The sequence below is a fragment of the Enterobacter sp. AC1 genome (assembly GCF_050434705.1).
Taxonomy (GTDB): Bacteria; Pseudomonadota; Gammaproteobacteria; order Enterobacterales; family Enterobacteriaceae; genus Enterobacter; species Enterobacter cloacae_L.
In genome coordinates this window covers 61,509-88,201 of the sequence record NZ_JBNDIZ010000001.1, presented here as the reverse complement: position 1 = coordinate 88,201, position 26,693 = coordinate 61,509, and the positions used below count along the sequence as shown (strand labels likewise).

The window sequence follows — 26,693 nt, the reverse complement described above, 5'->3', positions numbered from 1 at the left end:
GTTATGAATATCTCCGCTACGATCCTTCTCGCTTTTGGCATGTCCATGGACGCCTTTGCTGCTTCCATCGGGAAAGGTGCCACGCTCCACAAACCTAAATTCTCAGAAGCCCTGCGCACCGGCCTGATTTTCGGCGCTATCGAAACGCTGACACCCCTTATTGGCTGGGGCCTTGGCATGCTTGCCAGCCAGTTTGTGCTGGAGTGGAACCACTGGATTGCGTTCGTCCTGCTGGTATTTCTCGGCGGTCGAATGGTGATTGAAGGTTTTCGCGGCAATGATGATGAAGCTGAGGAGCCGCTGCACCGTCACGGATTCTGGCTGCTGGTTACCACGGCCATCGCCACCAGTCTGGATGCGATGGCCGTCGGCGTCGGCCTGGCTTTCCTGCAGGTTAATATTATCGCCACCGCGCTGGCCATTGGCTGTGCAACGCTAATTATGGCCACGCTGGGAATGATGGTCGGACGGTTTATCGGCCCACTGCTGGGTAAACGCGCCGAGATCCTGGGCGGGATTGTATTGATTGGGATTGGTGCCCAGATCCTCTGGGCACACTTCGCGGGTTAATCCTCGCGCTGCCAGACGTGAATACTGAAATCCGTCTGGCAGCAAAATGCTGAGTGTGCAGCTAACGCTTCCCACACTTCCGGTTTTGCCCGCCACGCGAACGGCGTCATCTGCAGCAGCGCGGTAGCCTCTTCCCCTTTGAGCGTCATGTCATACGCTACGCTTTGCGTTTGCTTCAGGCTAAAACCGGCCAGCTGCTCAGAATGAGGGGCATGCAGACGCACCTCGTCGTAGATAAGCCCTTTCAGCTCCATCAGATGACGCGGCCCTGGCGTAACGGTGACCACCCGTCCGCCCGGTTTCACCACGCGTGCCAGCTCTTCGGCCTTACAGGGCGCGTAAATGCGGATAACCGCGTCCATACTGGCATCGTCAAACGGCAGCCGGTGGCTGGACGCCACGCAGAACGTCACGTCAACGTAACGTTTTGCCGCCGCGCGAATCGCCACTTTCGACACGTCCAGACCGAATGTCAGCGCGCCCTTCTCGCGTGCCACCTCCGCAAACCGCGCGGTGTAGTACCCTTCCCCGCAGCCGATATCGAGCAGGGCGGTTGATGAACCAGGCAAAATATCGTTCAGTATTTGCGCGACAGTCTCCCGCAGCGGCAGATAGTGTCCGGCGTCCAGAAACGCGCGGCGCGCCTGCATCATCTCAGCGCTGTCCCCGGGATCGCGGGAGCGCTTATGCTGTACCGGCAGAAGATTCACGTAGCCTTCTTTCGCCATATCAAACTGATGCCCCTGCGGACAGCTATAACTTTTATCTGAGCGCGTCAGGACCGCGTGGCAAAGGGGACAACTGAAGGACATGGCAACTCCGGAGCATAATCAAAGGGCGAAGTGTACCGCTATTCGCCCTGGTTATAAACGCCCGGTTAGCGCATAACGATGAGGTGATCGGAACCCGCCGGTAATCCGTCAGGCTTAACGTTCTCCAGACGCAGCACGTTGCCCATGATCTCACTGAAAACAGGGGCGGAAACGGCACCGCCGTAGTAGGCCCCGTTTTGGGGATCGTTGATCACCACCACCAGGGCAAAGCGCGGGTCGCTGGCAGGCGCAACGCCCGCGGTGTAAGCAACGTATTTATCAACATATTTTCCGCTATCGTCAATTTTCTTCGCCGTACCGGTTTTTACCGCCACCCTGTAATCACGAACGGCGGCCTTAACGCCCCCGCCGCCGGGCAGCGCTACGCTCTCCATCATGTGTTCCACTTCATGGGCAATCTCTTCAGGCATGACGCGGTGGCCAATGACGGGGGGATCGATACGGGTAATGGAAAGGGGACGCTCAAGCCCGAAGCCGCCAATGGTGGCGTAGACGTGCGCCAGCTGGAGCGGGGTTACCATCAGCCCGTAGCCGAAGGCAAAAGTCGCTCTGTCGAGCTGGCTCCAGTATTTACGCTGTGGCAACAGTCCCGCACTCTCACCCGTTAAGCCAAGCCCCGTATTGGTGCCAAAGCCAAAGTTTCGATAGGTATCAATAAGATGCTGAACGGGCATCGCCAGCGAGAGCCGGGATACGCCGGTGTCGCTCGATTTTTGCAGGATCCCGGTCATCGTCAGTTCCGGATAGTAGCCCACATCGCGGATACGATGCCCGTCAAGGATATACGGGTGAGTGTCAATCACGCTGTCCGGCTGGACCAGCCCCTGCTGCAGGGCCGTCATCAGCACCAGCGGCTTGACGGTCGAACCGGGTTCGAACGTATCGCTGATCGCGCGGTTGCGGAAATCGTTTATCGTCGCGCCTTCCCGATTGTTGGGGTTGAAGTCCGGATAGCTCGCCATGGCGAGTATTTCCCCGGTTGGGATATTAATTAACACCGATGCGCCTGACTCGGCTTTGTTCCAGGCCACGGCATTATCTAGCGCATCTTCGGTAATGGTTTGCAGCCGCTCGTCAATACTCAACTGAATGTTGTGCGCGGGCGCGGGAGCAACTTCGGTCAGGTTTTCAACCACGCGTCCATAGCGGTCTTCCCTTACCTGCCGCACCCCGGCCTTACCCGTCAATTGCGTATTGAAGCTTTTTTCCACACCTTCAATGCCCTGCCCGTCAATATTGGTGAAACCAATCAGGTTCGCAGCCACATGACCGGCAGGATAAAAACGGCGGGACTCATCGCGTAGATTGATGCCGGGCAGATTCAGTTTATCGATCCACTTTGCCTGCGCTGGATCGACCTGACGGGCAAGGTAAATGAAACGCCCCTGTGGACTGGCGTTGATGCGAGCCGAAAGCGTATCCAGGGAGAGATGCAGCGCATTTGCCAACGCCTGCCAGCGTTCATCAGCACCGACGCCCCCTTTTGCCAGCACCGTTTTGGGATCGGCCCATACGGCCCGGACAGGCACGCTCACCGCCAGTGGTCGGCCTTCACGATCCATTATCATGCCGCGCGGCGCATCAATCGCCAGCTGGCGGAGGGATCGCATATCTTCCTGCTTTACCAGATTGTCAGGCTTGATAATTTGCAGCCAGGCAACGCGGCCCAGCAAAAAAGCCAGACTACAAAAAATAGCTAAACAGAGCAGAGCAAAACGCGCCGGCGTGAAATTTCCAGTGGCCGTTATCAATTTCTTCTTCACCTGAACCCCAGGGCTGTTAAACAACGCCCTGATTTAACGGGAAAAGCCGTGAGGAAGGTGGCGAAACAGTGCTACTAATCTCGCAGCTTTGAAACAAGTTACTAACAAGGCCGCGGATCGTAATATTTTGAAAGATAAGGGGCATAAAAAAGCCCCGCGTTATGCGAGGCTTTATGTCTGAGATTGAAACGCGGTGCGTTTCAGTCAGCAGTGGTTCGATCAGATAGCAGTTACGTTAACTGCAGCAGGGCCTTTCTGGCCATCCTGAATTTCGAACTCAACGTTCTGGCCTTCAGCCAGAGTTTTGAAGCCGTTACCCTGGATTGCAGAGAAGTGTACGAACACGTCTTTGCTGCCGTCAGCAGGAGTAATGAAACCAAAACCTTTAGACTCGTTGAACCACTTAACTTGACCTTTAATCTTTGCCATTTGCAAAATTCCTTAGAGTGTTTTCTTAGCCCGCAGGCATTAACTGAGATAAAACTGAGACATTACTGCATGAGGCACTAATATAAGGTTCGGCAGAGAAGCGGTATTCAACGACAACGTGTTTACTCAGGACTTCTTTACTGAAAATGCCACACATAAACAGAACTGTACCTCGTTTGACCCAAAACGTGTTATCACACACAATGTTTAATATGGCAAGCCATTTTTAAACATGTCTCGATCCGCCGCACAAATTCGAACAATGCCCGTCAGGTTTTGCACAATTATGCGCATCACATACAGACAGCCCTGCTTCGCAACAAAGATCCAACGCTGTTTGCACGGCCGCTGTAATCTAAGACATTTTTAACATAGCTCAATCATTACAAAGCGTCCAGCAACCGGGAAAAGAAATTTTACGCATTGATTGAGTTAGAACAATTTGTGAAAACTTATGCTTAAATCATTGTAACGCGGCCAAATTGTTTCAGAGAAAAAACAGGGTTAATAACACGCGCCCAACTGTATTAAAATGCATCAGGTAATAAACAGTGTTATGCACCAAAATAATGAAATTTTTATGACTCTGCATCAAAACAAGGCAAGCAAAACGTTTCGATAAAAATAAATCATTCTTAAGCGCGTTTTCTTACAGAATATATGCAACAATTTATCGCGTCGTTTATAAGGATAAATATTCGCCAATTTTCAGTATCCTGAAAGAATGGTTAACTGGTGCTAAATTATCTAGCGCGTCAGTTAACTCCTGCACCGGCTCATCCAACGCTTCATCTGCCAGTTCAAACACACCCCAGTGAATGGGAAACGCCAGAGGGCAACCCAGCTGCTGCCACAATGCCACCGCAGATTGCGGATCCATATGGTGTACCGCCATGAACCATCGTGGGGCATAGGCACCCACCGGTAACGCGGCAGCATCAAGAGGCCCCAGACGTTCAGGTATCAACAGCAGTTCAGGCGAATAACCTGTATCACCGCTAAACCAGAAACGATGATGCCGCCCTTCCATGACCCAGCCGCACCATAATGAGCGATTGCGGTTCCACGGCGTGCGCATACTCCAGTGCTGCGCAGGTACGGCGGTCAGCGTCATCCCCTGCCAGCTGAAACTCTGCCACCAGTCGAGCTCCACCACGCACCTTGCTCCCCGACGTCGAAACCAGGCGGCCAGTCCTAACGGGACAAAGAAACTCACGTCGGGAAAGCGTTTGAGAATACGGCGAATGGTCGCATCATCCAGATGATCGTAATGGTTATGGGAAATGACGACCGCATCAAGCTGATGCAGTTTTTCGACAGACAGTGCAGGAGGCGTCTTACGCTGTGGTCCCAGAAAAGGGAGCGGAGAGGCGCGCTGTGAAAAAACCGGGTCGGTAAGGATGAAATTACCGTCTAGCTGGAGTAACACACTCGCATGTCCCAGCCACCACACCCCATCTTCCTGAGGCTGCGTTAGCTCGGCGGGTTGCCACCACTGACGGATAAAATCTTCATAACCCAGCGCGGGTGGTTTCGGCAAACCGGCTTCTTTACGCGCTTTACGCCAGCGATCCAGGTCGCCGGGTTGATGTTCTGCAGGGTGGGTATTACGAAAGCCGTTTGGGGTGTGATGTTGCAGGGAGGGGTCATACCAGGGATTTTTCCAGACCACAGCCACCTCCCAGCACGAAAAGATTAACGCTCAGCCACCAGGCGGATAAAGTCGTCTTCGTCTTTGTTATCTTCAGCGACCGCGTCTTTCGGCGCGTCTTTCTCTTCCGGCTCGTTAGCTTCACACAGGCGGCGCAGCAGCGCATTCTGACGTTTTTGCTGATCGAGCAGCGCTTCCAGCAGTTCGATCTGCTCATTCGTACGCGAACTGGCCCGGTTTACGAAAAACCAGATGACTAGCCCCACAAGCAGAACAACCAAAGAAATCATCAGGGATGCTATATTCAGCAGCCCTGAATTCAGTAACTCACCCATTTCACCACCTCAATAAAAACGTCTATTTTACCACTGGCGCGAAGGAAGGAAATCACCTTGAGAAAAAATGCGTGTTACCACGGAATAAACTTGTTGATTGCGCAGACGCCGCTAAAAAACTGTACATCCTGATCGCACATGACATTGATAGTCTGCGTCCATAACACCACGCACGCTATCAGCACGATAATCAGAATCACCCAGCGTATTTTTTTCACTCCACACTCCGTCTAAAGACCTGATGTAACCAGGTTATCACGGTTATCTTAAACAAGGACTAACTGTACCGCCATCGCGCCTTTTTCAGAATCGTGCACTTGTTTCATCGCGTAAACCGTTTACGCTAGCTATATGATAACAACGATAAAAGAGGTAAAGATGCGCTTAATCATTCGAACAGTTATTGTACTGGCCATCGTCTGGATTGGTCTTCTGTTAACGGGTTATGGGGTGCTTGTGGGAAGCACCGAAAACGCAGCCGGGTTAGGCATTCAGTGTAAGTATTTAACGGCACAAGGAATGAGCACTGCACAGTATCTACATTCTGACAGCGGAATCATTGGCTTAACGAACTGTCCTGTACTGCGTAAAACGTCCGTCGTCATCGATAATGGCTAATCAACGGGTTTTAATCACTGACAAAAACGCCGCAACATCCGCGGCGTTTTTTATGCAAACAGAGATTAAAACGGATAGTCGTGATAGCCCATCTGTTCCGAAATCTTACGTGCGGCGGTGTGTAGGATAGCCACATACTCGTGCAGACGCTCTTCAGAGAAGCGAAGGGTTGGGAATGAGATACTTAAGCCCGCGATCACCACGCCAAAGCGGTCAAACACCGGAACGCCGATGCAGCGCAGCCCTTCTTCCTGTTCTTCATTATCTTCGCCATACCCCTGCTCACGCACGCGATCGAGCACCGTTAACAGTTCGTCCGTGCTGGTAATGGTTCGCGCCGTACTGCGTTTGTATTCCACGCCATCGAGGATCTGCTTCACTTCCTCGCGATCGCGCCACGCCAGCAGAACCTTACCGATGGCGGTACTGTAGAGCGGGTTGCGACGACCAATGCGCGAATACATGCGCAGATTGTACATGGAGTCGATTTTGTGGATGTAAACAATGCTGTCTTCATCCAGCGCACCGAGATGGATAGTCTCTTTAGTCAGGCGCGAGATTTCACGCATCTGAATATCAGCGCTGCGGATCAGGTCAACATTTTGCAGCGCGCGGGCACCGAGTTCGAACAGTTTCAGGGTCAGAGAATATTTTTCTGACTCGCCTTCCTGTGCAACATAGCCCAGTGACTTCATGGTTTGCAAAAAGCGATAAACGGTGCTTTTCGACATCATCACGCGCTGCGACAACTCTGTAATACCAATTTCACGCTCTTCCCCGAGCGCCTGTAAGATGCCAAACACTTTCAGCACGGAAGAAACAGAATCTGGCTGTTTATCCAAATCCGCAATAGCCATTTACCACCTCATAGAGAGTGTTTTATAAAAATCAGAACCGGTTTTTATTATAAGTTCCCGTCATGTCACCTGCAATCAATCCGCGTTTACTTCGTTACAAATCTGCGACATATCGCGGCAGTAACAATGCTAAAATAGTTACTCTGAGAATAATTTCACGTTGAGCTTTTTTAATCCTAATGGAAAAGAATCTTTCCGATGGCCTGCCGCTACCCCAGCGGTACGGCGCGATAGCGACCATTATTATCGGTATCTCAATGGCCGTCCTTGACGGCGCAATTGCGAACGTTGCCCTCCCAACTATCGCCAGCGACCTGCATGCTTCCCCAGCCAGTTCAATCTGGATTGTTAACGCCTACCAGATTGCGATTGTGGTTTCCCTGCTCTCGTTCTCCTTCCTCGGCGATATGTTCGGCTACCGTCGGGTGTATCAGTGTGGTCTGGTGGTTTTCACCATTACCTCACTGTTATGTGCCCTTTCTGATTCACTGCATACCTTGACGCTGGCACGCATTGCGCAAGGTTTTGGTGGCGCGGCGCTCATGAGCGTAAACACGGCATTGATTCGCTTAATTTATCCTCAGCGTCATCTGGGGCGCGGCATGGGAATAAACTCGTTCATTGTCGCCGTCTCTTCCGCCGCCGGGCCAACCATTGCGGCGGCTATTCTTTCCGTTGCATCCTGGCAATGGCTCTTCGCCATTAACGTGCCGCTGGGTATCGTGGCCATCTTTTTTGCCCTGCGCTTCCTGCCCGCTAACGGCCCCAAAAGCACCATGCCGCGCTTCGACGTCGCGAGCGCGGTGATGAATGCCCTCACCTTTGGCCTGCTGATTACAGCCCTGAGCGGCTTTGCGCAGGGGCAATCACTGGTGCTGACCGGAGTGGAACTGCTCGCGTTGCTGTTCATAGGCTTCTTCTTTGTTCGCCGCCAGCTCACTCTCCCGGTGCCTTTACTGCCTGTTGATCTGCTGCGCATCCCCCTCTTTTCGCTCTCTATTTGTACCTCTGTTTGCTCATTCTGCGCTCAGATGCTGGCTCTGGTATCTCTGCCCTTCTTTTTGCAGAGCGTGGTTGGACGTTCAGAAGTGGAGACCGGACTGCTGTTAACCCCGTGGCCGCTGGCCACGATGGTGATGGCACCGCTGGCAGGTTACTTAATTGAACGCGTCCATGCCGGTTTATTGGGTGCGCTAGGGCTGGGGGTGATGGCAACAGGCCTCTTCGCGCTGGCGTTGCTACCGTCATCACCAACCGACCTGGACATCATCTGGCGCATGATACTGTGCGGCGCGGGGTTTGGCCTGTTCCAGTCCCCCAACAACCATACCATTATCACCTCAGCGCCGCGTCATCGCAGCGGAGGTGCCAGCGGCATGCTGGGGACCGCGCGTCTGTTAGGGCAAAGCACCGGTGCGGCACTGGTTGCCCTGATGTTTAACCTCGCCGGACAAAACGGTAACCACGTTGCGCTACTCACCGCAGGCGTCCTTGCCACCCTCGCGGCTGTCGTCAGCGGACTGCGGGTGACCCAGCCCAGGGCACAGGCATAAAAAAAGCCGGGCGGAGTATTCTCCTGCCCGGCTTATTGCGGTTCTTCGCGTTACTTCAGGTATTCCCCACTGCGCAGCGCTTCAATACGCTTATCCAGCGGCGGGTGAGACATAAACAGCTCGCTCAATGATTTCGATTTACCGTTAATGCAAAAAGCCATCATGCTGTTCGCTTCCTGCGGCTCGTAGCTGGTTTTCAGACGCTGCAGCGCCGCAATCATTTTCTCACGACCAACCAGTTTCGCAGAGCCGGCATCCGCGTGGAACTCACGGTGGCGTGAGAACCACATGGTGATGATGCTGGCCAGAATACCGAACACCAACTCCAGAACCATGGAGACAGCAAAATAGATCAGCGGGTTACCGTTACTCTCTTCGCCTTCGTCGCGGTTACCCCCCATAAAGCCTGCCGCAATCTGCGCCAGAATACGGGAGATAAAGATAACGAAGGTGTTCACGACGCCCTGAATCAGGGTCATGGTTACCATGTCACCGTTAGCGATATGGCTGATTTCGTGGGCAATAACCGCTTCGGCTTCGTCACGGCTCATGTTCTGCAGCAGCCCGGTGCTGACGGCAACCAGTGACGCATCACGACGGGCACCCGTGGCGAAGGCGTTGATATCCGGAGCGTGGTAAATGGCCACCTGCGGCATGGCGATCCCAGCCTGACGGGATTGCTGAGCCACCGTATTCATCAGCCACTGTTCCATATCGTTACGCGGTTGCTCGATAACCTCACCGCCTACCGATTTCAGAGCCATCCACTTTGACATCAGCAGGGAAATGAAAGAGCCACCAAAACCAAACAGCAGCGCCATAATCAACAGACCCTGAACGCTGCTCGACTGAATTCCTGTCAGGCTTAGCACGAGCCCGAAAACCACCATTACCGCCAGGTTGGTGAGCAGGAAGAGCGCGATTCGCATCATAATTTTCTTTTTACCTCAGTTTAACAAAACGCACTATGCGATTACCCACATCGTATGGGTATTGCGGCTATTTTCAAGCATCCGGCGGGCGTAAGTCACCAGAAAGACACAACTTTACACAATTGGAAATCAGGCTGACGGAAGGATGCAGAACAAAAAGAAACAGGCACAATTTCTTGTGCCTGTTGGGAGGTTATTTTGCCGGAGCGGGCTGTACGGCAGGCTTATCTTTTTCCAGATTCGCCAGGTCGAGGGCGATATGCACCGTCTCGTCCAGATACGGATCGGGCTCCTGGTAATCTTTAGGCAGATCGTCCAGTTTCTTGAGCAGAGGCTTACCTTCACGCTTGAAGCGATCGTTGATACGCGCCAGACGCGTTGCATCGTCTTCGTTGTTCTCTTTCTCACGCTGAGCGTAGTTCAGAGAAACAATATTCCGTTTATCTTTCAGGGCATTGAAGCGAGCAATGTCCTTCATGATGTACTGGAATTCCGGATCTTTCGCGATGCGATCGTTATGCGCCTTCAGCAGTTCAGGACCAAACTGCGTCATGTCGCCCGCCTTCACGTACGTCGCGGCATTGATGCTGTCCCACGGCAACGCATTATCTTCAAACTTCTCGCCGGTTTCAGTCTCTTCCGTGCCAGTCGGCATCATGATATCCGGCGTTACGCCCTTACGCTGCGTACTGCCGCCGTTCACGCGGTAGAATTTCTGAATGGTGTACTGAACCGAGCCCAGTGCAGGCCATTCCGGACGAAGCATCTGGTCGTAAATACGGTTCAGAGAGCGATACTGCTGTACAGTACCTTTCCCGAAGGTTGGCTCACCGACGATCAGCGCACGACCATAGTCCTGCATGGCAGCGGCAAAGATTTCAGACGCGGAGGCACTGAAGCGGTCAACCAGGACCACCAGCGGGCCTTTGTAGTAGACCACACCGTCGTTGTCGGCATCTTCACGTACTTTACCGTTGTTATCGCGCACCTGAACCACCGGGCCAGATGGAATAAACAGGCCAGAGAGAGAAACCGCTTCCGTCAGCGCACCGCCGCCGTTACTGCGCAGATCGATGATAACGCTGCTGACGTTCTGCTTTTCAAGCTTCTGCAGCTGTACTTTCACATCGTCTGTCAGGCCGACGTAGAAGCCAGGAATGTCCAGGACGCCCACCTTCTCTTTACCCACGGTTTTCACCGACATTTTCACCGCGCGGTCTTCCAGACGGATACGCTCTCGGGTCAGGGTAACGATACGGGTTTTGGTACCTTTGCCAGCAGGCAGAACTTCGAGACGAACCTTGCTGCCTTTCGGGCCTTTAATCAGCGCAACCACGTCATCAAGACGCCAGCCAATCACGTCGACCATGTTCTGGCCGGTTTGTCCTACACCCACAATACGATCGCCTACGCTAATCGCTTTGCTTTTGGATGCCGGGCCACCCGCGACCATTGAATTGATCACCGTGTAATCATCGTCCATCTGCAGCACCGCGCCGATACCTTCCAGAGACAGGCTCATCTCGGTATTGAACTGTTCGGTGTTGCGCGGAGAGAGATAGTTGGTGTGCGGATCGATTTCGTGAGCAAAGGCAGTCATGGCCAGCGAGAAGACATCCTCACTGTTGGTCTGTGCCAGACGACGAATGGCAAATTTGTAACGACGCGTCAGCGTATCACGGATCTCTTTTTCATCTTTGCCGGTCAGCTTAAGGCTCAGTTCGTCGTATTTAACTTTGCTGTCCCACAGCGCATTCAACTCGGCTTCATCTTTCGGCCAGGGTGCTTTACTGCGGTCCAGATTAAAAGTGTCGGTACCGGTGAAGTCCATCGGACGCTCCAGCACTTTCAGCGCATACTGATAGCGTTCAAAGCGGCGCTTTTGCGACAGGTTATAGAGATCGTAAAACAGATCCAGCTTGCCTGAACGCAACTCGTCACCCACCTCGGATTTGCGCTTAGCGAACTGCTCGACATCGCTGGCGAGCAAAACGTTATGGCTGTAATCCAGCAAGTTCAGATAGCGGTCAAAGATTTTGGCCGAAAAGGCCTGATCGAGATCGAACTGACGATAGTGCGAACGGGTAAAACGTGAGGTCACGCGCTCGCTCACCGTCGCATGTTGCGTCTCTTCCTTGAGTACAGGAATTTGATCAACACGGGTGATATCGTCCACTGCAAAAGCGTGACCTGTTATGGCAAACAGGCCCGCCAGCGCGGTGAGCTTAAAAAAAGTGTTCATGCCAGGCTTGGCCTCCGTTTCAGAACAACAAGTGTTCTGCGCGTACAATCATTGACATACCAGAAGTCAGCTGTACACGAACGCCATCTTTGGTGATTTCCAGTACGGTGGCGTCCATAGCATTGTTACCCGCTTTTACCTTCAGCGCCTGACCAACGCTCAGTGCGTTAATGTCTGAAACTGGAGTATGGCGCGGCTCTTCACGAGGGGCACGCGGGGCTTTAGCTGCTGGTTTGTCAGCACGCGGTTTGCGATCGTTATTCTCGTGACGACGCGGCGCAGGACGTGGCTTACGCTCGCGACGAGGCGCTTCTTCCTGACCGTTTGCCGCTGCGGCTTCGCGTTTTTTCGCTTGCTGTTCTGCACGTTGTGCCTGAACGCGTGCTTTGGCTTCTTCCAGCTGTTTACGGGCGTGCTCAACGTGCTGCTCGTCCAGCTCACCACAAGGGTTACCGTCGAGATCCACACGCGTCGCGCCCGCTTTGATACCGTACAGGTAACGCCAGCTCGAAGTATAAAGACGTAAGGCGGAACGCAGCTGAGTTTTGCTGAGGTTCATTTCCCCCTCAACGCGCGCCACCAGATCCTGAAAAATACCGACTTTCAGGGGACGAGCTTCACCTTCCGCGCTGAAGCACTGCGGGAAACGCTCGGCCAGAAATGCGATAACTTCTTTACTGCTATTCAACTTAGGTTGATTTTCCATGAAATTTCCTGATTACAACGGACGTTGCCAACAAGCGCAGGCATGAACAGGCGTCATTATAATGACGCTATCAGTAAATGCTACGTTATCCGTTGATTATCCTGCGACGCTCGCAAAGAATTTTTGATAATCGGTTGCAGAGAGTACGTTTTCCAGATTCGCTACCAGCTCGCGCAGCCCCTGTTCGTCCTCGGTTGTAAAGCGACTGAAGACCGTACTGTCGATATCCAGAACGCCAATAATCTGATTTTTTACCACCAGCGGCAGAACGATTTCAGAATTACTGGCGGCATCACAGGCAATGTGCCCGTCAAACGCATGAACGTCTTCCACACGCTGTACCTGATTTTCGGCCACCGCCGTGCCGCATACGCCGCGCCCTACCGGAATGCGCACGCAGGCCAGCTTGCCCTGGAACGGACCCAGCACCAGCGTTTCACCTTCCAGGAGGTAAAAGCCAGCCCAGTTCACGTCAGAGAGACGTTCAAACAGCAATGCGCTCGTATTTGCCAGAGTGGCTAAGAAGCTGGTCTCACCCGCCATCAATGCCTTAAAATCGCGGTTCAGATCCGCGTAGAATTCTGTTTTGTTCATTATTCAATCACTTGGTTGTCTTACAAAATTACCGCAGAGCCTATTAAAATAAGCATTAAATGCGCTCATGCTCAAGATGAATCCATTCATGAGTTATTATAACTTTCAACAATACTTATTTGTGCGCAGCTGATGGCCTTAAAAACAACCAAAATTACGCCGACAAGAAAGATAACTGTCCATACGGTAAGCGAAGCTTTGCCCCGTGCACATTATCAGCGTTGCCCGCAGTGCGATACGCTTTTTATGTTGCCGAAGATGAAATCGCACCAAAGTGCCTTTTGTCCCCGCTGCGACGCCAAAATTCGTGACGGCCGCGACTGGTCGTTAACCCGCCTCGCCGCAATGGCCGTCACCATGCTGCTGCTGATGCCCTTCGCCTGGAGCGAGCCGCTGCTGAAGCTCTACCTGCTTGGCGTACGCATCGATGCCAACGTGCTGCAGGGTATCTGGCAGATGACCCGTCAGGGCGATCCGATCACCGCTGCCATGGTGCTGTTCTGCACCGTCGGCGCGCCGCTGGTGCTGGTCGCCGCTATTGCCTATCTTTGGTTTGGCAATATTCTTGGCATGAATCTTCGCCCGGTGCTGCTAATGCTGGACAAACTCAAAGAGTGGGTGATGCTGGATATTTATCTGGTGGGGGTGGGCGTTGCGTCAATCAAGGTGCAAGACTATGCATTCTTGCAGCCCGGCATCGGGCTCTTTGCCTTCATCAGTCTGGTATTGCTGAGCATCCTGACGCTGATACATCTGAACGTTGAGCAGCTCTGGGAGCGATTTTACCCTCAGCGCCCCGCCACGCGTCCTGATGAAAATCTCCGCGTCTGCCTGGGATGCCACTATACCGGGTTGCCCGACGCGCGTGGGCGCTGCCCAAGGTGCCATATTCCATTAAGGCTGCGGCGCAACAACAGCCTGCAAAAATGCTGGGCCGCGCTGATTGCCTCCCTGGTGTTTCTGATCCCGGCCAATATGCTGCCTATTTCCATTATTTACGTGAATGGCGGGCGGCAGGAGGATACTATCCTTTCGGGCATTATCTCCCTTGCGCACAGCAACGTCGGGGTGGCCGCGATTGTGTTTATTGCCAGTATCCTGGTTCCCTTTACCAAAGTCGTGGTGATGATTACCCTGCTTATCAGCATTCACTTTAAGTGTGAACAAGGCTTACGTACCCGTATTCTGCTTCTGCGATTCGTCACCTGGATTGGCCGCTGGTCAATGTTAGATCTGTTTGTGATTTCGCTGATGATGTCGCTAATCAATCGCGACCAGTTACTTGCTTTTACAATGGGACCCGCGGCTTTTTATTTCGGCTCTGCGGTGATATTGACTATTCTTGCTGTGGAATGGCTGGATAGCCGCTTACTTTGGGATGCACATGAGTCAGGAAACCCCCGCTTCGCCGACTGAAGCGAGAATTAAAACAAAACGCCGCATTTCGCCATTCTGGCTGCTGCCCGTCATCGCGCTGATGATTGCAGGCTGGCTTATCTGGACGAGCTATGAAGATCGCGGAAGCACGGTCACCATTGATTTTCAGACCGCTGACGGCATCGTCGCCGGGCGAACCCCGGTTCGCTTCCAGGGGGTTGAAGTCGGGACGGTTCAGGATATTTCCCTTGGAAAGGGGCTAAACAAAATACAGGTGCGGGTCAGTATTAAATCTGACATGCAGGATGCCCTGCGCAGCGAAACGCAGTTCTGGCTGGTGACGCCGAAAGCCTCTCTGGCCGGCGTGTCCGGGCTTGATGCGCTCGTGGGCGGTAACTATATCGGCATGATGCCGGGCAAAGGTGAGCCTCAGGATCACTTTGTGGCGCTGGATACCCAGCCCAAATACCGTCTCAATAACGGCGATTTAATGATCCACCTTCAGGCACCGGACCTCGGTTCTCTGAACAGTGGTTCTCTTGTCTATTTCCGTAAAATCCCGGTTGGCCGCGTGTACGACTACGCGATTAATCCGAATAAACAGGGCGTCACCATTGATGTTCTGATCGAGCGTCGCTTCACTAACCTGGTGAAAAAAGGCAGCCGCTTCTGGAACGTCTCCGGCGTGGACGCAGACCTCAGCCTGAGCGGTGCGAAGGTGAAGCTGGAGAGTCTGGCCGCCCTGGTGAATGGCGCCATTGCCTTTGATTCCCCGGAAAACTCAAGTCCTGCCACTGCCGATGACACGTTCGGGCTGTACGCTGACCTGGCGCACAGCCAGCGCGGCGTAATCGTCAAACTCGCCCTGCCCGATGCGAAGGGGCTAAAAGCCGGTTCAACGCCGCTGATGTATCAGGGGTTGCAGGTTGGCCAGCTCACCAAAATGACGCTCAACCCGGGCGGCTCGGTCACCGGCGAGATGACGGTCGATCCAAGCGTGGTCGATCTCCTGCGCGAAAAGACGCGCATCGAAATGCGCAGTCCAAAGCTCTCCCTGAACGATGCCAGCCTCAGCACCCTGCTGACCGGAAACACGTTTGAGCTGATCCCCGGCGATGGTCAACCCAGCAATAGCTTCGTGATTGCCCCGGCGGATAAAGCCCTGCTGCAAAAGCCGGGAGTGGTAACCGTTACGCTGAATGCGCCAGAAAGCTACGGTATCGAAGCCGGCCAGCCGTTGATTTTGCACGGCGTGCAGGTCGGGCAGGTGCTGGAGCGTACGCTCTCCGCGAATGGAGTGAGCTTCTCGGTCGCCATCGATCCGCAATACAGCGACCTTGTGCATGGCGACAGTAAATTCGTGGTGAATAGCCGCGTCGACGTGAAGGTAGGTCTGGACGGCGTGGAGTTCCTCGGGGCCAGCGCCAGCGAATGGGTTAACGGCGGCATCCGTATTTTACCGGGCAATAAAGGCCCCGTACGCGAGAGCTACCCGCTGTATGCCAACCTGGATAAAGCGATAGAAAACAGCCTGAGCGATCTCCCTACCACCACGCTGACGTTAAGCGCCGAGACGCTGCCGGACGTGCAGGCAGGCTCCGTGGTGCTGTATCGCAAGTTTGAAGTCGGGGAAGTCATCACCGTACGCCCCCGTGCGGACGCGTTTGATATTGAACTGCATATCAAGCCAGAGTACCGCAAGCTGCTGACGCCAAACAGCGTCTTCTGGGCCGAGGGCGGCGCGAAAGTTCAGCTAAACGGCAATGGACTGACCGTGCAGGCCTCTCCGCTCTCACGCGCACTGCGCGGGGCGATTAGCTTCGATAATCTCAGCGGTGCGGGCGCGAATCTGCGCAAAGGCGATAAACGCATTCTCTTCCCGTCCGAAACCGCCGCGCGTGCCGTGGGTGGACAAATTACCCTGCACGCGTTTGATGCCGGCAAACTGGCGGAGGGCATGCCAATCCGTTACCTGGGCATTGATATCGGGCAAATCCAGAAGCTAACGCTGATCACGGCGCGTAACGAGGTGCAGGCCACCGCCGTGCTTTACCCGGAATATGTGCAGACCTTCGCCCGTTCGGGTTCGCGCTTCTCGGTGGTCACACCGCAGATTTCGGCCGCGGGCGTTGAGCATCTCGACACTATCCTGCAGCCGTACATCAACGTTGAGCCCGGCCAGGGCAATGCCCGCCGTGATTTTGAGCTGCAGGAAGCGACGATCACCGACTCGCGCTACCTTGGTGGCCTGAGCATTGTGGTGGAAGTGCCGGAAGCGGGCTCGCTGAACATCGGCACGCCGGTACTGTTCCGCGGCATTGAGGTGGGTACGGTTACGGGCCTGACGCTCGGTACGCTCTCTGACCGCGTGATGGTGGCATTGCGTATCAGCGAACGGTACCAGCACCTGGTCCGTAATAACTCGGTATTCTGGCTGGCATCAGGCTACTCGCTGGACTTTGGCCTGACGGGAGGCGTGGTGAAAACCGGCACCTTCAACCAGTTCATTCGCGGCGGTATCGCGTTTGCCACGCCGCCGGGAACGCCGCTGGCGCCGAAAGCGCAGCCGGGTAAACATTTCCTGCTGCTCGAAAGTGAACCGAAAGAGTGGCGCGAATGGGGAACGGCCCTGCCGCGTTAATCTGAAAGGCTCCGGTGTCAACGCGCCGGGGCCTTTATGTTACACTGCGCACCTGAACTTTTCCCTGTGGTGTGCCCGTGGCTCAAAACTCCGTATTTCTTCCTGAACAATTCCTGGCGCAGATGCGCGAGGCGCTTCCCTCTCACCTGTCGTTAGACGATTTTATTGCCGCCTGCCAGCGCCCGCTGCGCCGGAGCATTCGCGTCAACACGCTGAAAATCAGCGTCGGGGATTTTCTGACGCTGGTCGCGCCATACGGCTGGCAGCTTACGCCGGTACCGTGGTGTGCTGAAGGTTTCTGGATCGAACGCGATGACGAAGACGCCGTGCCGCTGGGCAGTACCGCTGAACATCTGAGCGGCCTGTTTTATATTCAGGAAGCGAGCTCGATGCTGCCGGTTGCCGCCCTGTTCGCAGAGGGCAATGCGCCCGAACGCGTGATGGACGTCGCGGCGGCGCCCGGCTCGAAAACCACGCAAATTGCCGCCCGGATGGGTAACCGCGGAGCGATCCTCGCCAACGAGTTTTCCGCCAGCCGTGTGAAAGTGCTGCATGCCAACATCAGCCGCTGCGGCATTCATAACGTCGCTCTGACGCACTTCGATGGACGCGTGTTTGGCGCCGCCTTACCGGAAGCCTTTGATGCCATTCTGCTGGACGCCCCCTGCTCCGGCGAAGGGGTGGTGCGTAAAGATCCCGATGCGTTAAAAAACTGGTCCGTGGAAAGCAACCTTGAGATTGCCGCCACGCAGCGAGAGCTGATCGAGAGTGCCTTTCACGCCCTGCGCCCCGGCGGCACGCTGGTCTATTCAACGTGCACCCTCAACCGCGATGAAAACGAAGAGGTCTGTCTATGGCTGAAAGCGCAATATCCGGATGCAGTCGAATTCCTGCCGCTTAACGATCTGTTTGCCTCAGCGCGAGAGGCCGTCACACCTGAAGGTTTTCTCCACGTGTTTCCGCAGATCTACGACTGCGAAGGGTTCTTTGTGGCGCGTCTGCGTAAAACGCAGGCGGTTGCTCCCCTGCCAGCCCCTAAATTCAAGGTCGGCAATTTCCCGTTCGCGCCGCTAAAAGGTCGTGAGGCCGGACAGGTTACCCTCGCCGCGGGTAAAGCCGGACTAAACTGGGATGAAACGCTCCATCTCTGGCAGCGAGATAAAGAGATTTGGCTGTTCCCTGCGAATATTGAGCCACTTATTGGCAAAGTTCGTTTCTCCCGCATCGGGATCCGCCTGGCAGAAGTCCATAATAAAGGCTATCGCTGGCAGCACGAGGCCGTCATCGCGCTTGCCGGGCACGAGAATACCTTTGCCCTGACGCATCAGGAAGCCGAAGAGTGGTATCGCGGTCGCGATGTTTATCCCGAAAACACGCCATCAGGCGATGAAGTGGTGGTGACGTATCAGGGATATCCGCTGGGACTGGCAAAAAAAGTCGGCTCGCGCCTCAAAAATAGCTATCCGCGCGAGCTGGTTCGGGATGGCCGGCTGTTTACCGGTAACGATCGTACGGCCTGAAAAAAAGCGCATTTTTTTACTGGCGATTTTGCTCTCCTTGTCTACGATCAAAAATGGGTGACCGCACTGGTCATACCAGATTTTGACAACCGACCCGGAGAGCACTATGACGAAAACCAGCGTGCGTATTGGCGCTTTTGAGATCGACGACGCAGAATTGCGCGGCGAAGCACAAGGCGATCGAACGTTAAGTATTCCCTGCAAATCCGACCCGGATTTGTGCATGCAGCTTGATGCATGGGATGCAGACACCAGCGTCCCGGCAATACTTGATGGCGAACATTCTGTCCTTTACCGTGAGCATTACGATAGCAAAACCGATGCCTGGGTCATGCGCCTTGCCTGACCTAAAAAGAACCCGCCCGAAGGCGGGTTATTTATTACTGAAGCTGCGCCAGCGTAAAGTAACCGTCGAAAACAGCCCCCGTATCAATGTAGTGGAGATTATCAAAATCATATCGTCTGTCGACGGGCGTATGCCCAAACCAGAAATGATCCGCGCCGCTGATGCCCTGCCCTTTACCTACCATAAACCCCATTAACCTTTCGCGGTCCCATAAAACGCGATGGGCGCTGAGCGGTTTTTGCCAGCGATATTCAGCTGCCGGATAATCGGCATGGGCTATTACATTCAGACCGTTAGCACAGGTTATCTCTATAATATGCGGTAAACTGCGGCAGGCATTGAGCAACCCCAGCGCGAGCTGTTTTTGGTCGCGTTTAAGTTGTGCAAACCACATTCCGCCATTCATCGTCCAGAGCGCAAAATCGTTATTATCCAGACTGTCGAGAGCCATTTGCTCGTGATTGCCGCGCACGGCGCGAAACCATTTTTCATTCATTAACTGCAGGCATTTCACGCTGTCAGGGCCACGATCGATCATATCGCCTACAGAAATGAGTAAATCCTCATACGGGTTAAAGTGACGGCGTTTAAGCTCATCCATAAGCCACTGATAACAGCCATGTATATCGCTGACAACCCAGACGTGACGCCACATTTGCCCCTCTATTCGCTGATACATAAGGCCTCCCTTTAGTAGTATAGCCGCCGCAGAAAACACGACAGACAGGTGCAGCCCTCACCAAATCAAACAAACGGTAAACCAAACGGAAATATAGATCCTCGCACTATTAATCCCTTTTTACTGACTCTTTAGAATAAGGGTAGAAAAAAACGAGGGCCTCAACGTGTCTAATACACACCTGCATAACGATGTTTTCTATCCGCATCGCACAAACATTATTTCCGAGCTGGTGAAAGGCGAACGCATCCCGGGGCCTATCTGGCAAAAACGCGATTATCGACTCAAGTTCTTTTTACGTTCGCTCCTGTTCTGGTCTTCCACTCATCGCATGCTGGAAGCCCTTTCAGGCCGAGACGATTTCGACAAACTGCTTGCCTCTCAAATTACATTACCCAGCAAGACCCATCGCCAGTACCTGATGCGCGGTCTGACGGCGAACGATCGCGCTGACGCTATCATTCACCATTACCACTGGATTGATAGCCTGAAAGATAACGGCCTCGCCCAGGCGCTGACCAGTCCGCTGGAGCAACCGTTCGTCCGGTTCAGCGCCAAAAACGACGCGATTTTTACCGTCAATGTCTCTTCTGCCGGAAAAGCCGAACGTGAAGGTGAAAGCACGCTGTGGCTGCGCGACCCTGAGAATACCGTGCTTGCCAGCCTGACGTTCAGCGTCGCACGCAGCAATGGTCAGCAGGTCATGGTCATTGGCGGGCTTCAGGGCCCCCGACGGAACGTAACGCGGGACGCTATTAAGCAAGCCACCCGCGCCTGTCACGGCTTATTCCCCAAAAGAGTGTTGATGGAAGTCTTGTTCCAGCTGGCAGCGCAGTCATCTATCCGGGCCATTTTTGCCGTCAGCGATGAGGGGCACGTTTTTCGCGCGCTGCGCTATCGCCTCAGTAAAGGCCGCCATTTTCATGCCAGCTATGACGAATTCTGGGGCTCGCTGGACGGCAAAAAGCTCTCCGCCTTCTGCTGGCAACTCCCGCTGCAGATGGAACGCAAATCGCTTGAGGACATTGCCAGTAAAAAGCGTGCCGAATACCGCCGTCGCTTTGAACTGCTTGATGAAATTGAGGCTTCCGTTAAATCCCGCTTTTAATCGCGGCTCCTGCTTTTGCTGACTGCACACAATAATTTAACAAAACAGGCAAAAAGGGCTGGACTTCCGCATGCTGTGTTGTGTTATGTTTTAACAGGACGTACAGGATGTGCGCGCTGTATGGGAAAGATAGCGTTGGGATTTCGCGTTGACTTTCATACAGATAAAAAGAGACCGAATACGATTCCTGTATTCGGTCCAGGGAAATGGCTCTTGGGAGAGAGCCGTGCGCTAAAAGTTGGCATTAATGCAGGCTAAGTCGCCTTGCCTTTTAAGAATAGATGACGACGCCAGGTTTTCCAGTCCACAGTTAAAGCGGTCGGAAAAAAAGCGCCAGAGCATCATTAAATGTAAAAAACCGCAGTGCTTTCGCGAGCATCTGCGGTTTTTTATTGGAAACCTGAACGTTAGCAGAGCTTGTCGGCGCGCTCGATAAACGGCGCCAGACTCATTTTCTGTCCCGGATGAGCCGGGTCATCGATCTGAATCACGCTAATCGGCTGGCCGCTGCTCTTGCCGCTGGCTACCTGCTGCTCAGCAATATCATTTAACGGGTATTGCACCAGCGTGCTCGGGTTAATCGCGTACAGCGCATGGCCCGGACGGCAGGTCAGCATCACCTCTTCGCGATTGAACGCCCATTTGTCCTTACCCACTTCAAAACGGCTGACGGTGATAACCTGCGGTGCGGCAAGAGCGCTACCCGTGCAGGCCAGCAATACGAGAGAAAGTACTGTCTTTTTCATATGATATTTAACCTTGTCAGAAGGGTTCCCAGGTGGCGAACAGGCTGACCGCTGCCAGCACCAGTGCCCCCAGAACCACTTCTGCCTGTGTCATCCTGATAAAAATCTGTTGTGCTCGCCCGGTCTTTGAACGAAACCGTGGCACCAGAAAATACCGATTTGCCAGCGCAATTACCACCATCAACGCCACCAGCGCACATTTGAACAACAAAAACTGCACGTAGCCAGCCTGCCAGGGAATATGAACGCCCAGTATCAATAGCGAATTAACAACGCCGGTGAGCAGCACGCCTGCGACGGCGTAATGGCCCACGCGCGAGAAGCGCATCATGGTATAGATGGCAGCATTCTGCCAGTCACCTTTCGCCAGCCGCATGCAGAACAGCAGCGGCAATAAGCCACCAAGCCAGGTTGCGGCACATATCAGATGAATAGCGTGGTTAACACGCTGCAAAGCCCCCAACGGGCCTTCGTTCATTGCCGCGTGCCCTACCCCGGCGAGCAGGATAAGCTGGCCCATTGCGAGCAGCAGCAGCCGTGAACCTTTCAGCGGTGCGAGCCATGCTGCGCCGACCGTAATCGCCGCAAGTATAATTTGCCACAGCCAGACGCCACCAAACTGTGTGCCCGTCACGCTGCGCCAGACCGCCGGGGCAAACACATCGCCCCATCCGCTTCCCATCAGTCCGCCCTGCAGCATAAACATCAGGAGTGCAGCCGCCAGGCAGATTAGGGATGCCACTTTCTGCTGCCGCTGGAAACGCCGGGACATCAGACGGTGGAGAGAGGAAGGCGCAAACCAGACGCTGTAAAGCGCATTGCCAAAAACCAGCATCAGCGCCGCGAAATGGATAAAGCGCAACCCGATATAAAACAACGCCAGCATGTTACTTCACGCTAAAGTGATAGCTGCCCGCGGTTTTATGGCCGTCTACGGAGACCACGTGCCAGTCGACCTGGTAGATGCCGGACGTCAGCGTTTGCTCCAGCGGCACGTTGAGCTGAGCATTGTTCTTTTCATCTCGCGTAGCGGTGCCCGTTCTGATGACCTGCTTTTGCGCATCCGTTACCACCACGCCGCTAAACCCAGGTTCGATACCTTCCGAAAAATTCAGCGTTAATGCCTTCGGTGCGGTTACCAGGCTGTCAGCTGCCGGGATCTGCTGCTTAAGGTGCGCATGCGCCAGCACGGAGGGAGTAACGAGGGTAGAGGACAGAAAAACCAGCGCGCATACCGCGCGGGAAGCGGAGAAACCCATCGCAATCATTCCTTTTTGTTATGTCTGTATGCTAAAGAATAACGCTGTATAATAAACGAGTCGAGGATCATCCCACCTCCGCTTGTCATCGTCGTGCAATCGCGGTAACGTTGCCGCCGCATAATAAGGAGAAGGTAATGAAGATCAATCTGGCCGCCCTTCCTCAGGACGAGATGGATAAAGTGAATGTCGATCTCGCTGCCGCTGGCGTCGCTTTTAAAGAGCGTTACAACATGCCCATCGTGGCTGAAGTGGTAGAACGTGAACAACCCGCCCATCTGCGCGACTGGTTTCGCGAAAGGTTAATCGCCCACCGTCTCGCCTCGGTCAACCTCTCTCGTTTGCCGTACGAGCCTAAAGTTAAATAAGCTTAACGAGTCGTTACACTTCCTTACGCGGAATCTGCCAGGATAAGAAAGCCCTGATAAAATTAGGTGTATTCTTAAATCTCTGCGACTCAGTGTATAAGGAAGTCACGATGTCACATTGGAATATAGCGGCAGCCCAGTATGGCGGGCAGCACCAGAGTGTTGATGAACACGTTACGCACCACCTCCGCTTCATTGCTGAAGCAGCACGGCAGCGGTGCGATCTGCTGGTCTTCCCTGAACTGTCGTTAACGGGGTCAGGTACGCTGACGTTACCTCCCCCACCCGGCGACGCGCAGCTGGAACCTCTGCTTGACGCGGCCCATTTTTACCGGATTACGGTTATTGCCGGGCTCCCCCTTGAGCGGAATGGCCAGCGCCAGAAAGGCCTCGCCCTGTTTTCACCCTCTCGCCAGAGTATTTTGCGCTACCCGCAGGGTAGCGGTGCAAGCCTGATTCCGGGGGATAAACAGCTTGCCATTATTGATGCCCATGCCGATTCTCCCCTTCTCGATCCCAGGGCCACGCTTGTTACCAGCTGTCAGTCTGTCGGGGATCACCGCTGGCGGCAGTCCATCAGCGCCCTGCAGCGGTTTGCACATAAATATGCCATCGCGGTGTTAATGGCGAATGCCTGCGGCGGCAGCGCGCTGTGGGATGAAAGAGGCCAGCTAATTGTCCGGGCGGATAAAGGCGAGCTGCTGTTGACCGGTACGCTCAGCAGACGGGGTTGGCAAGGCGATATCATTCCTTTAGGCTAAGCGTTTTAAGCTCAGGAGTTTTCAATGCTGCGCGTCATCGATACCGAAACTTGCGATCTTCAGGGCGGAATTGTGGAAGTGGCCTCTGTCGATGTGGTTGACGGTAAAATCGTCAACCCAATGAGCCATCTGGTGCGTCCCGATCGCCCCATCAGCCCGCAGGCTATGGCTATCCATCGCATTACCGAATCGATGGTGGCGGATAAGCCGTGGATAGAAGAGATCATTCCCCACTATTACGGTAGCCCGTGGTACGTCGCGCATAACGCCAGCTTTGACCGCCGGGTGTTGCCTGAAATGCCAGGCGAATGGATTTGTACTATGAAGCTGGCGCGTCGCCTCTGGCCGGGGATCAAATACAGTAATATGGCGCTGTACAAGTCCCGCAAGCTCAGCGTTCGTACCCCTGAGGGGCTTCACCATCACCGCGCGCTGTATGACTGCTATATCACCGCCGCGTTGCTCATTGATATTATGAATATCTCTGGCTGGACGCCGGATGATATGGCGACGATTACCGGTCGCCCTGCGCTTCTGACCACGTTCACCTTTGGTAAATACCGGGGCAAAGCGGTGTCGGATATTGCAGATAAAGACCCGGGCTATTTGCGCTGGCTGTATAACAACCTCGACAAAATGAGCCCGGAGCTGCGCTTAACGCTGAAACATTATCTGGGCGAGGCTTAACGCTCCGCACGGCCTGGCAGCGTATCCTGCGCCAGGCCTATCAAAAAGGCATACTCCAGGGCCACGCCTTCATACGATTTAAACCGTCCCGATTTCCCGCCGTGTCCGGAGTCCATGTCCGTACACAGCAGCAGCAGATTGTCATCGGTTTTTAGCTCGCGCAGTTTCGCCACCCATTTTGCCGGCTCCCAGTATTGCACCTGAGAATCATGCAAACCGGTAGTCACCAGGATGTGGGGATAGGCTTTCGCCTCTACGTTATCGTACGGGCTGTACGTTTTCATATAGCGGTAGTAAATCTCATCCTGCGGATTCCCCCACTCTTCAAACTCCCCGGTTGTAAGTGGGATGGATTCATCGAGCATGGTCGTAACCACATCAACAAACGGAACCTGCGCAACAATCCCCTTAAAGCGGTCGGGACGCTGGTTGATAACCGCCCCCATCAGCATGCCACCCGCGCTGCCTCCCATGCCAAAGCAGAGCTGCGGATCGCCATACCCCTGCTCAATCAGCGCATCGCAGACGTCGAGGTAGTCGTTGAACGTGTTTTTCTTTTTCAGGAATTTCCCGTCTTCATACCAGTGCTGCCCCAGCTCACCGCCGCCGCGAATATGGGCGATGGCAAACACAAAGCCGCGATCGAGCAGGCTTAACCTGCTGCTGCTGAAATCGGCGTCCATGCTGGAGCCATAAGAGCCGTAGCCGTAGACCAGGATCGGATTTTTGCCTTTCTGGAAATGTGCTTTGTGATAGACAAGCGAGACGGGCACCTCTACCCCATCGCGGGCGATGACCCACACGTGCTCGCTTCGGTAGTTTTCGGACTCAAACCCTTTTACCTCGGTCTGTTTGATCACCTGACGCTGCCCGGTTGCCATATCCAGCTCAAACAGGGTGTCCGGCGTGGTCATGGACGAGTAGCCGTAGCGCAACCGCGACGATTCGGGCTCAGGGTTGAAGCCAATCCACGTCACATACGCCGGGTCGTCGAACGCAATCCCCACCACTTCCCGGGTCTTGCGGTTGATTTGCCGGATACTGGTCAATCCCCGCTGGCGCTCTTCCACCACTAGCCAGTCGGTAAACAGGGTGAACCCTTCCAGCATCACCTGATCCCGCGCGGGAATAAGCACCTCCCACTTGCGCTCATCGCGCACCTTGGTTTTATAAAGACCAAAGTTTTTGCCCTCGCGATTCGAGCGCAAGTAAAAGCTGTGCTGGAAGTGATCCAGACTGTACTCGTGATCTTTACGACGCGGCAGGAAGCAAAGCGGCTGGGCGTCAGGCAGTTCGGCGTCCAGCAACAGGACTTCAGACGTCGTCGCGCTGGCAAGGAAGATAATCACATAGTGGCGGGAAGAGGTTTTATGCAGGCTGACATAGAACGTTTCGTCTTTCTCTTCATAGACCAGCTCGTCGTCTGCGGAGTCCGTTCCCACGGTGTGTCGCCACACCTGGTAAGGCAGCAGCGTGGAGGCGTGCTTTTTAACGTAGTAAACCGTTTCGGAATCATTCGCCCAGACAAAATCCGGGGAGACGTTTTCCAGCATTTCCGGATACCAGTTACCCGTTTCGAGATTGCGAAAACGCAGGCCGTACTGGCGACGGGAGAGGTAATCCTCCGCCAGCGCCATCACCGCGTTATCCGGCGAAATGGACATGCCGCCCAGGGTATAAAACTCGCTGTGGGCGGCGCGCTGGTTAGCATCCAGCAGAATATCCCACTCGTCCCATTCGGCGCTTAACACCGACTGACGCTGGTAGATGGGATACTCATTGCCGGGCTCGTAAATATGGCGATAGCGATAGCCGTTTTTGGTCCAGGGCGCGGAGATATCGCGCTGGGGAATGCGCTGCACCATTTCATTCAGCAACTGATCCTGAAGCGTCTGCTGACTGGACATAACCTTGCGGCCATAGTCATTTTCCGCGTGCAGGTAGTCGAGCACCTCTGGCCGGGATCGTGAATCATCCCGTAGCCAGTAATAGTTGTCTATACGCGTATCGCCATGCGTGACGATCGCATAAGGAGTACGTCGGGCTTTCGGTGGCATAGCATCATTCTTTTAAGTTTTACACCCTATAAGGTTGGCAAAACCCGAGCATGATGCAAGC

27 protein-coding genes and 1 pseudogene are annotated in these 26,693 nt (G+C 54.2%); 11 read left to right on the top strand and 17 right to left on the bottom strand.

Annotated features, from left to right (window positions below):
* Positions 1 to 3: 3 nt before the first annotated feature.
* Positions 4 to 570, top strand: coding sequence for a manganese efflux pump MntP (gene mntP / locus M2433_RS00425; RefSeq protein ID WP_429052145.1), 567 nt, complete (start codon positions 4 to 6; stop codon positions 568 to 570).
* On the opposite strand, the gene rlmA is transcribed toward mntP, so the two are convergent.
* From rlmA to mgrB, 7 genes and pseudogenes are all read right to left on the bottom strand, one after another.
* Positions 567 to 1,382, bottom strand: a complete 816-nt coding sequence (gene rlmA / locus M2433_RS00420) for a 23S rRNA (guanine(745)-N(1))-methyltransferase (RefSeq protein ID WP_429052143.1) — start codon at positions 1,380 to 1,382, stop codon at positions 567 to 569. The genes mntP and rlmA overlap by 4 nt on opposite strands.
* 65 nt (positions 1,383 to 1,447) lie before the next feature.
* Positions 1,448 to 3,166 carry a peptidoglycan glycosyltransferase FtsI gene (gene ftsI, locus M2433_RS00415; protein WP_429052141.1) on the bottom strand — a complete coding sequence of 573 codons (1,719 nt, stop codon included), beginning with the start codon at positions 3,164 to 3,166 and terminating at the stop codon, positions 1,448 to 1,450.
* 219 nt (positions 3,167 to 3,385) lie between these two features.
* Entirely contained in the window at positions 3,386 to 3,595 is a 210-nt protein-coding gene (gene cspE / locus M2433_RS00410) for a transcription antiterminator/RNA stability regulator CspE (RefSeq protein ID WP_001062678.1), read from the bottom strand.
* A gap of 12 nt (positions 3,596 to 3,607) precedes the next feature.
* A pseudogene (locus M2433_RS00405) lies at positions 3,608 to 3,752 on the bottom strand (DUF2627 domain-containing protein).
* A gap of 525 nt (positions 3,753 to 4,277) precedes the next feature.
* Complete coding sequence (locus tag M2433_RS00400) at positions 4,278 to 5,267, bottom strand: MBL fold metallo-hydrolase (protein WP_429052098.1); 990 nt, start codon at positions 5,265 to 5,267, stop codon at positions 4,278 to 4,280.
* A 23-nt stretch (positions 5,268 to 5,290) separates the two neighbouring features.
* A complete protein-coding gene (locus M2433_RS00395) occupies positions 5,291 to 5,581 on the bottom strand; it encodes a YebO family protein (protein ID WP_024909723.1) in 291 nt (96 codons plus the stop codon).
* 74 nt (positions 5,582 to 5,655) lie between these two features.
* Complete coding sequence (gene mgrB / locus M2433_RS00390; protein ID WP_006175995.1) at positions 5,656 to 5,799, bottom strand: PhoP/PhoQ regulator MgrB; 144 nt, start codon at positions 5,797 to 5,799, stop codon at positions 5,656 to 5,658.
* Between the two features lie 160 nt (positions 5,800 to 5,959).
* Here mgrB and M2433_RS00385 point away from each other — a divergent pair, with 160 nt between their 5' ends.
* Positions 5,960 to 6,199 carry a YobH family protein gene (locus M2433_RS00385; RefSeq protein ID WP_429052093.1) on the top strand — a complete coding sequence of 80 codons (240 nt, stop codon included), beginning with the start codon at positions 5,960 to 5,962 and terminating at the stop codon, positions 6,197 to 6,199.
* A gap of 65 nt (positions 6,200 to 6,264) precedes the next feature.
* On the opposite strand, the gene kdgR is transcribed toward M2433_RS00385, so the two are convergent.
* A complete protein-coding gene (gene kdgR / locus M2433_RS00380) occupies positions 6,265 to 7,056 on the bottom strand; it encodes a DNA-binding transcriptional regulator KdgR (protein WP_059312762.1) in 792 nt (263 codons plus the stop codon).
* A 179-nt stretch (positions 7,057 to 7,235) separates the two neighbouring features.
* Between kdgR and M2433_RS00375 the strand changes: the two genes are divergently transcribed.
* A complete protein-coding gene (locus tag M2433_RS00375) occupies positions 7,236 to 8,609 on the top strand; it encodes an MFS transporter (RefSeq protein WP_429052090.1) in 1,374 nt (457 codons plus the stop codon).
* Between the two features lie 50 nt (positions 8,610 to 8,659).
* On the opposite strand, the gene htpX is transcribed toward M2433_RS00375, so the two are convergent.
* From htpX to M2433_RS00355, 4 genes are all read right to left on the bottom strand, one after another.
* Positions 8,660 to 9,541: a protease HtpX gene (htpX, locus tag M2433_RS00370; protein WP_014884290.1), complete on the bottom strand. Its 882-nt coding sequence runs from the start codon at positions 9,539 to 9,541 to the stop codon at positions 8,660 to 8,662.
* Between the two features lie 193 nt (positions 9,542 to 9,734).
* Entirely contained in the window at positions 9,735 to 11,783 is a 2,049-nt protein-coding gene (prc, locus tag M2433_RS00365) for a carboxy terminal-processing peptidase (protein WP_429052086.1), read from the bottom strand.
* 19 nt (positions 11,784 to 11,802) lie between these two features.
* Positions 11,803 to 12,489 (bottom strand): RNA chaperone ProQ, encoded by a 687-nt coding sequence (gene proQ, locus M2433_RS00360; RefSeq protein ID WP_047345850.1) that lies wholly within the window; start codon positions 12,487 to 12,489, stop codon positions 11,803 to 11,805.
* A gap of 96 nt (positions 12,490 to 12,585) precedes the next feature.
* Positions 12,586 to 13,083, bottom strand: coding sequence for a GAF domain-containing protein (locus M2433_RS00355; RefSeq protein WP_047345851.1), 498 nt, complete (start codon positions 13,081 to 13,083; stop codon positions 12,586 to 12,588).
* Between the two features lie 132 nt (positions 13,084 to 13,215).
* On the opposite strand from M2433_RS00355, the gene yebS reads away from it, so the two are divergent.
* The 4 genes from yebS (at position 13,216) to M2433_RS00335 (ending at position 18,967) form a co-directional block, all read left to right on the top strand.
* On the top strand, positions 13,216 to 14,499 hold the full coding sequence (gene yebS, locus M2433_RS00350; protein WP_047345852.1) for a membrane integrity lipid transport subunit YebS: 1,284 nt from the start codon (positions 13,216 to 13,218) through the stop codon (positions 14,497 to 14,499).
* Positions 14,468 to 17,101 (top strand): MlaD family protein, encoded by a 2,634-nt coding sequence (locus M2433_RS00345; protein ID WP_429052081.1) that lies wholly within the window; start codon positions 14,468 to 14,470, stop codon positions 17,099 to 17,101. Before yebS ends, M2433_RS00345 begins: the two co-directional genes overlap by 32 nt.
* Before the next feature lie 77 nt (positions 17,102 to 17,178).
* Positions 17,179 to 18,621, top strand: coding sequence for a 16S rRNA (cytosine(1407)-C(5))-methyltransferase RsmF (gene rsmF / locus M2433_RS00340; RefSeq protein WP_429052079.1), 1,443 nt, complete (start codon positions 17,179 to 17,181; stop codon positions 18,619 to 18,621).
* A gap of 106 nt (positions 18,622 to 18,727) precedes the next feature.
* Positions 18,728 to 18,967 carry a YebV family protein gene (locus tag M2433_RS00335; RefSeq protein WP_008500472.1) on the top strand — a complete coding sequence of 80 codons (240 nt, stop codon included), beginning with the start codon at positions 18,728 to 18,730 and terminating at the stop codon, positions 18,965 to 18,967.
* A gap of 34 nt (positions 18,968 to 19,001) precedes the next feature.
* On the opposite strand, the gene pphA is transcribed toward M2433_RS00335, so the two are convergent.
* A complete protein-coding gene (pphA, locus tag M2433_RS00330; protein ID WP_429052075.1) occupies positions 19,002 to 19,646 on the bottom strand; it encodes a protein-serine/threonine phosphatase in 645 nt (214 codons plus the stop codon).
* A 166-nt stretch (positions 19,647 to 19,812) separates the two neighbouring features.
* Here pphA and M2433_RS00325 point away from each other — a divergent pair, with 166 nt between their 5' ends.
* Complete coding sequence (locus M2433_RS00325) at positions 19,813 to 20,754, top strand: VirK/YbjX family protein (protein ID WP_429052073.1); 942 nt, start codon at positions 19,813 to 19,815, stop codon at positions 20,752 to 20,754.
* A 407-nt stretch (positions 20,755 to 21,161) separates the two neighbouring features.
* On the opposite strand, the gene M2433_RS00320 is transcribed toward M2433_RS00325, so the two are convergent.
* Genes M2433_RS00320 through yobA form a run of 3 tightly spaced genes read right to left on the bottom strand, consistent with a single transcriptional unit; the run spans position 21,162 to position 22,759 of the window.
* Positions 21,162 to 21,500, bottom strand: a complete 339-nt coding sequence (locus tag M2433_RS00320; RefSeq protein WP_429052071.1) for a YebY family protein — start codon at positions 21,498 to 21,500, stop codon at positions 21,162 to 21,164.
* 16 nt (positions 21,501 to 21,516) lie between these two features.
* The gene (gene copD / locus M2433_RS00315) at positions 21,517 to 22,386 is read right to left on the bottom strand and encodes a copper homeostasis membrane protein CopD (protein ID WP_429052068.1); all 870 of its coding nucleotides are present in this window, start codon (positions 22,384 to 22,386) and stop codon (positions 21,517 to 21,519) included.
* Between the two features lies 1 nt (position 22,387).
* A complete protein-coding gene (gene yobA, locus M2433_RS00310; RefSeq protein ID WP_429052066.1) occupies positions 22,388 to 22,759 on the bottom strand; it encodes a CopC domain-containing protein YobA in 372 nt (123 codons plus the stop codon).
* Positions 22,760 to 22,896: 137 nt separating this feature from the next.
* Here yobA and M2433_RS00305 point away from each other — a divergent pair, with 137 nt between their 5' ends.
* The 3 genes from M2433_RS00305 (at position 22,897) to exoX (ending at position 24,575) form a co-directional block, all read left to right on the top strand.
* Positions 22,897 to 23,127, top strand: coding sequence for a DNA polymerase III subunit theta (locus tag M2433_RS00305; RefSeq protein WP_013096102.1), 231 nt, complete (start codon positions 22,897 to 22,899; stop codon positions 23,125 to 23,127).
* A 110-nt stretch (positions 23,128 to 23,237) separates the two neighbouring features.
* Complete coding sequence (locus tag M2433_RS00300) at positions 23,238 to 23,888, top strand: nitrilase-related carbon-nitrogen hydrolase (protein WP_429052063.1); 651 nt, start codon at positions 23,238 to 23,240, stop codon at positions 23,886 to 23,888.
* A 24-nt stretch (positions 23,889 to 23,912) separates the two neighbouring features.
* Positions 23,913 to 24,575, top strand: coding sequence for an exodeoxyribonuclease X (gene exoX, locus M2433_RS00295; protein ID WP_047345922.1), 663 nt, complete (start codon positions 23,913 to 23,915; stop codon positions 24,573 to 24,575).
* Here the strand turns inward: exoX and ptrB are convergent.
* Positions 24,572 to 26,632, bottom strand: coding sequence for an oligopeptidase B (gene ptrB, locus M2433_RS00290; protein ID WP_429052061.1), 2,061 nt, complete (start codon positions 26,630 to 26,632; stop codon positions 24,572 to 24,574). The genes exoX and ptrB overlap by 4 nt on opposite strands.
* Positions 26,633 to 26,693 lie beyond the last annotated feature (61 nt).

Excerpts from the sequence above, each read along its gene's own strand:
- mntP (WP_429052145.1), top strand. The coding sequence starts at position 4 with ATGAATATCTCCGCTACGATCCTTCTCGCTTTTGGCATGTCCATGGAC.
- rlmA (WP_429052143.1), bottom strand. The coding sequence starts at position 1,382 with ATGTCCTTCAGTTGTCCCCTTTGCCACGCGGTCCTGACGCGCTCAGAT.
- cspE (WP_001062678.1), bottom strand. The coding sequence starts at position 3,595 with ATGGCAAAGATTAAAGGTCAAGTTAAGTGGTTCAACGAGTCTAAAGGT.
- M2433_RS00395 (WP_024909723.1), bottom strand. The coding sequence starts at position 5,581 with ATGGGTGAGTTACTGAATTCAGGGCTGCTGAATATAGCATCCCTGATG.
- M2433_RS00385 (WP_429052093.1), top strand. The coding sequence starts at position 5,960 with ATGCGCTTAATCATTCGAACAGTTATTGTACTGGCCATCGTCTGGATT.
- kdgR (WP_059312762.1), bottom strand. The coding sequence starts at position 7,056 with ATGGCTATTGCGGATTTGGATAAACAGCCAGATTCTGTTTCTTCCGTG.
- M2433_RS00375 (WP_429052090.1), top strand. The coding sequence starts at position 7,236 with ATGGAAAAGAATCTTTCCGATGGCCTGCCGCTACCCCAGCGGTACGGC.
- htpX (WP_014884290.1), bottom strand. The coding sequence starts at position 9,541 with ATGATGCGAATCGCGCTCTTCCTGCTCACCAACCTGGCGGTAATGGTG.
- prc (WP_429052086.1), bottom strand. The coding sequence starts at position 11,783 with ATGAACACTTTTTTTAAGCTCACCGCGCTGGCGGGCCTGTTTGCCATA.
- proQ (WP_047345850.1), bottom strand. The coding sequence starts at position 12,489 with ATGGAAAATCAACCTAAGTTGAATAGCAGTAAAGAAGTTATCGCATTT.
- M2433_RS00355 (WP_047345851.1), bottom strand. The coding sequence starts at position 13,083 with ATGAACAAAACAGAATTCTACGCGGATCTGAACCGCGATTTTAAGGCA.
- yebS (WP_047345852.1), top strand. The coding sequence starts at position 13,216 with ATGGCCTTAAAAACAACCAAAATTACGCCGACAAGAAAGATAACTGTC.
- M2433_RS00345 (WP_429052081.1), top strand. The coding sequence starts at position 14,468 with ATGAGTCAGGAAACCCCCGCTTCGCCGACTGAAGCGAGAATTAAAACA.
- M2433_RS00335 (WP_008500472.1), top strand. The coding sequence starts at position 18,728 with ATGACGAAAACCAGCGTGCGTATTGGCGCTTTTGAGATCGACGACGCA.
- pphA (WP_429052075.1), bottom strand. The coding sequence starts at position 19,646 with ATGTATCAGCGAATAGAGGGGCAAATGTGGCGTCACGTCTGGGTTGTC.
- M2433_RS00320 (WP_429052071.1), bottom strand. The coding sequence starts at position 21,500 with ATGAAAAAGACAGTACTTTCTCTCGTATTGCTGGCCTGCACGGGTAGC.
- copD (WP_429052068.1), bottom strand. The coding sequence starts at position 22,386 with ATGCTGGCGTTGTTTTATATCGGGTTGCGCTTTATCCATTTCGCGGCG.
- yobA (WP_429052066.1), bottom strand. The coding sequence starts at position 22,759 with ATGGGTTTCTCCGCTTCCCGCGCGGTATGCGCGCTGGTTTTTCTGTCC.
- M2433_RS00305 (WP_013096102.1), top strand. The coding sequence starts at position 22,897 with ATGAAGATCAATCTGGCCGCCCTTCCTCAGGACGAGATGGATAAAGTG.
- M2433_RS00300 (WP_429052063.1), top strand. The coding sequence starts at position 23,238 with ATGTCACATTGGAATATAGCGGCAGCCCAGTATGGCGGGCAGCACCAG.
- exoX (WP_047345922.1), top strand. The coding sequence starts at position 23,913 with ATGCTGCGCGTCATCGATACCGAAACTTGCGATCTTCAGGGCGGAATT.
- ptrB (WP_429052061.1), bottom strand. The coding sequence starts at position 26,632 with ATGCCACCGAAAGCCCGACGTACTCCTTATGCGATCGTCACGCATGGC.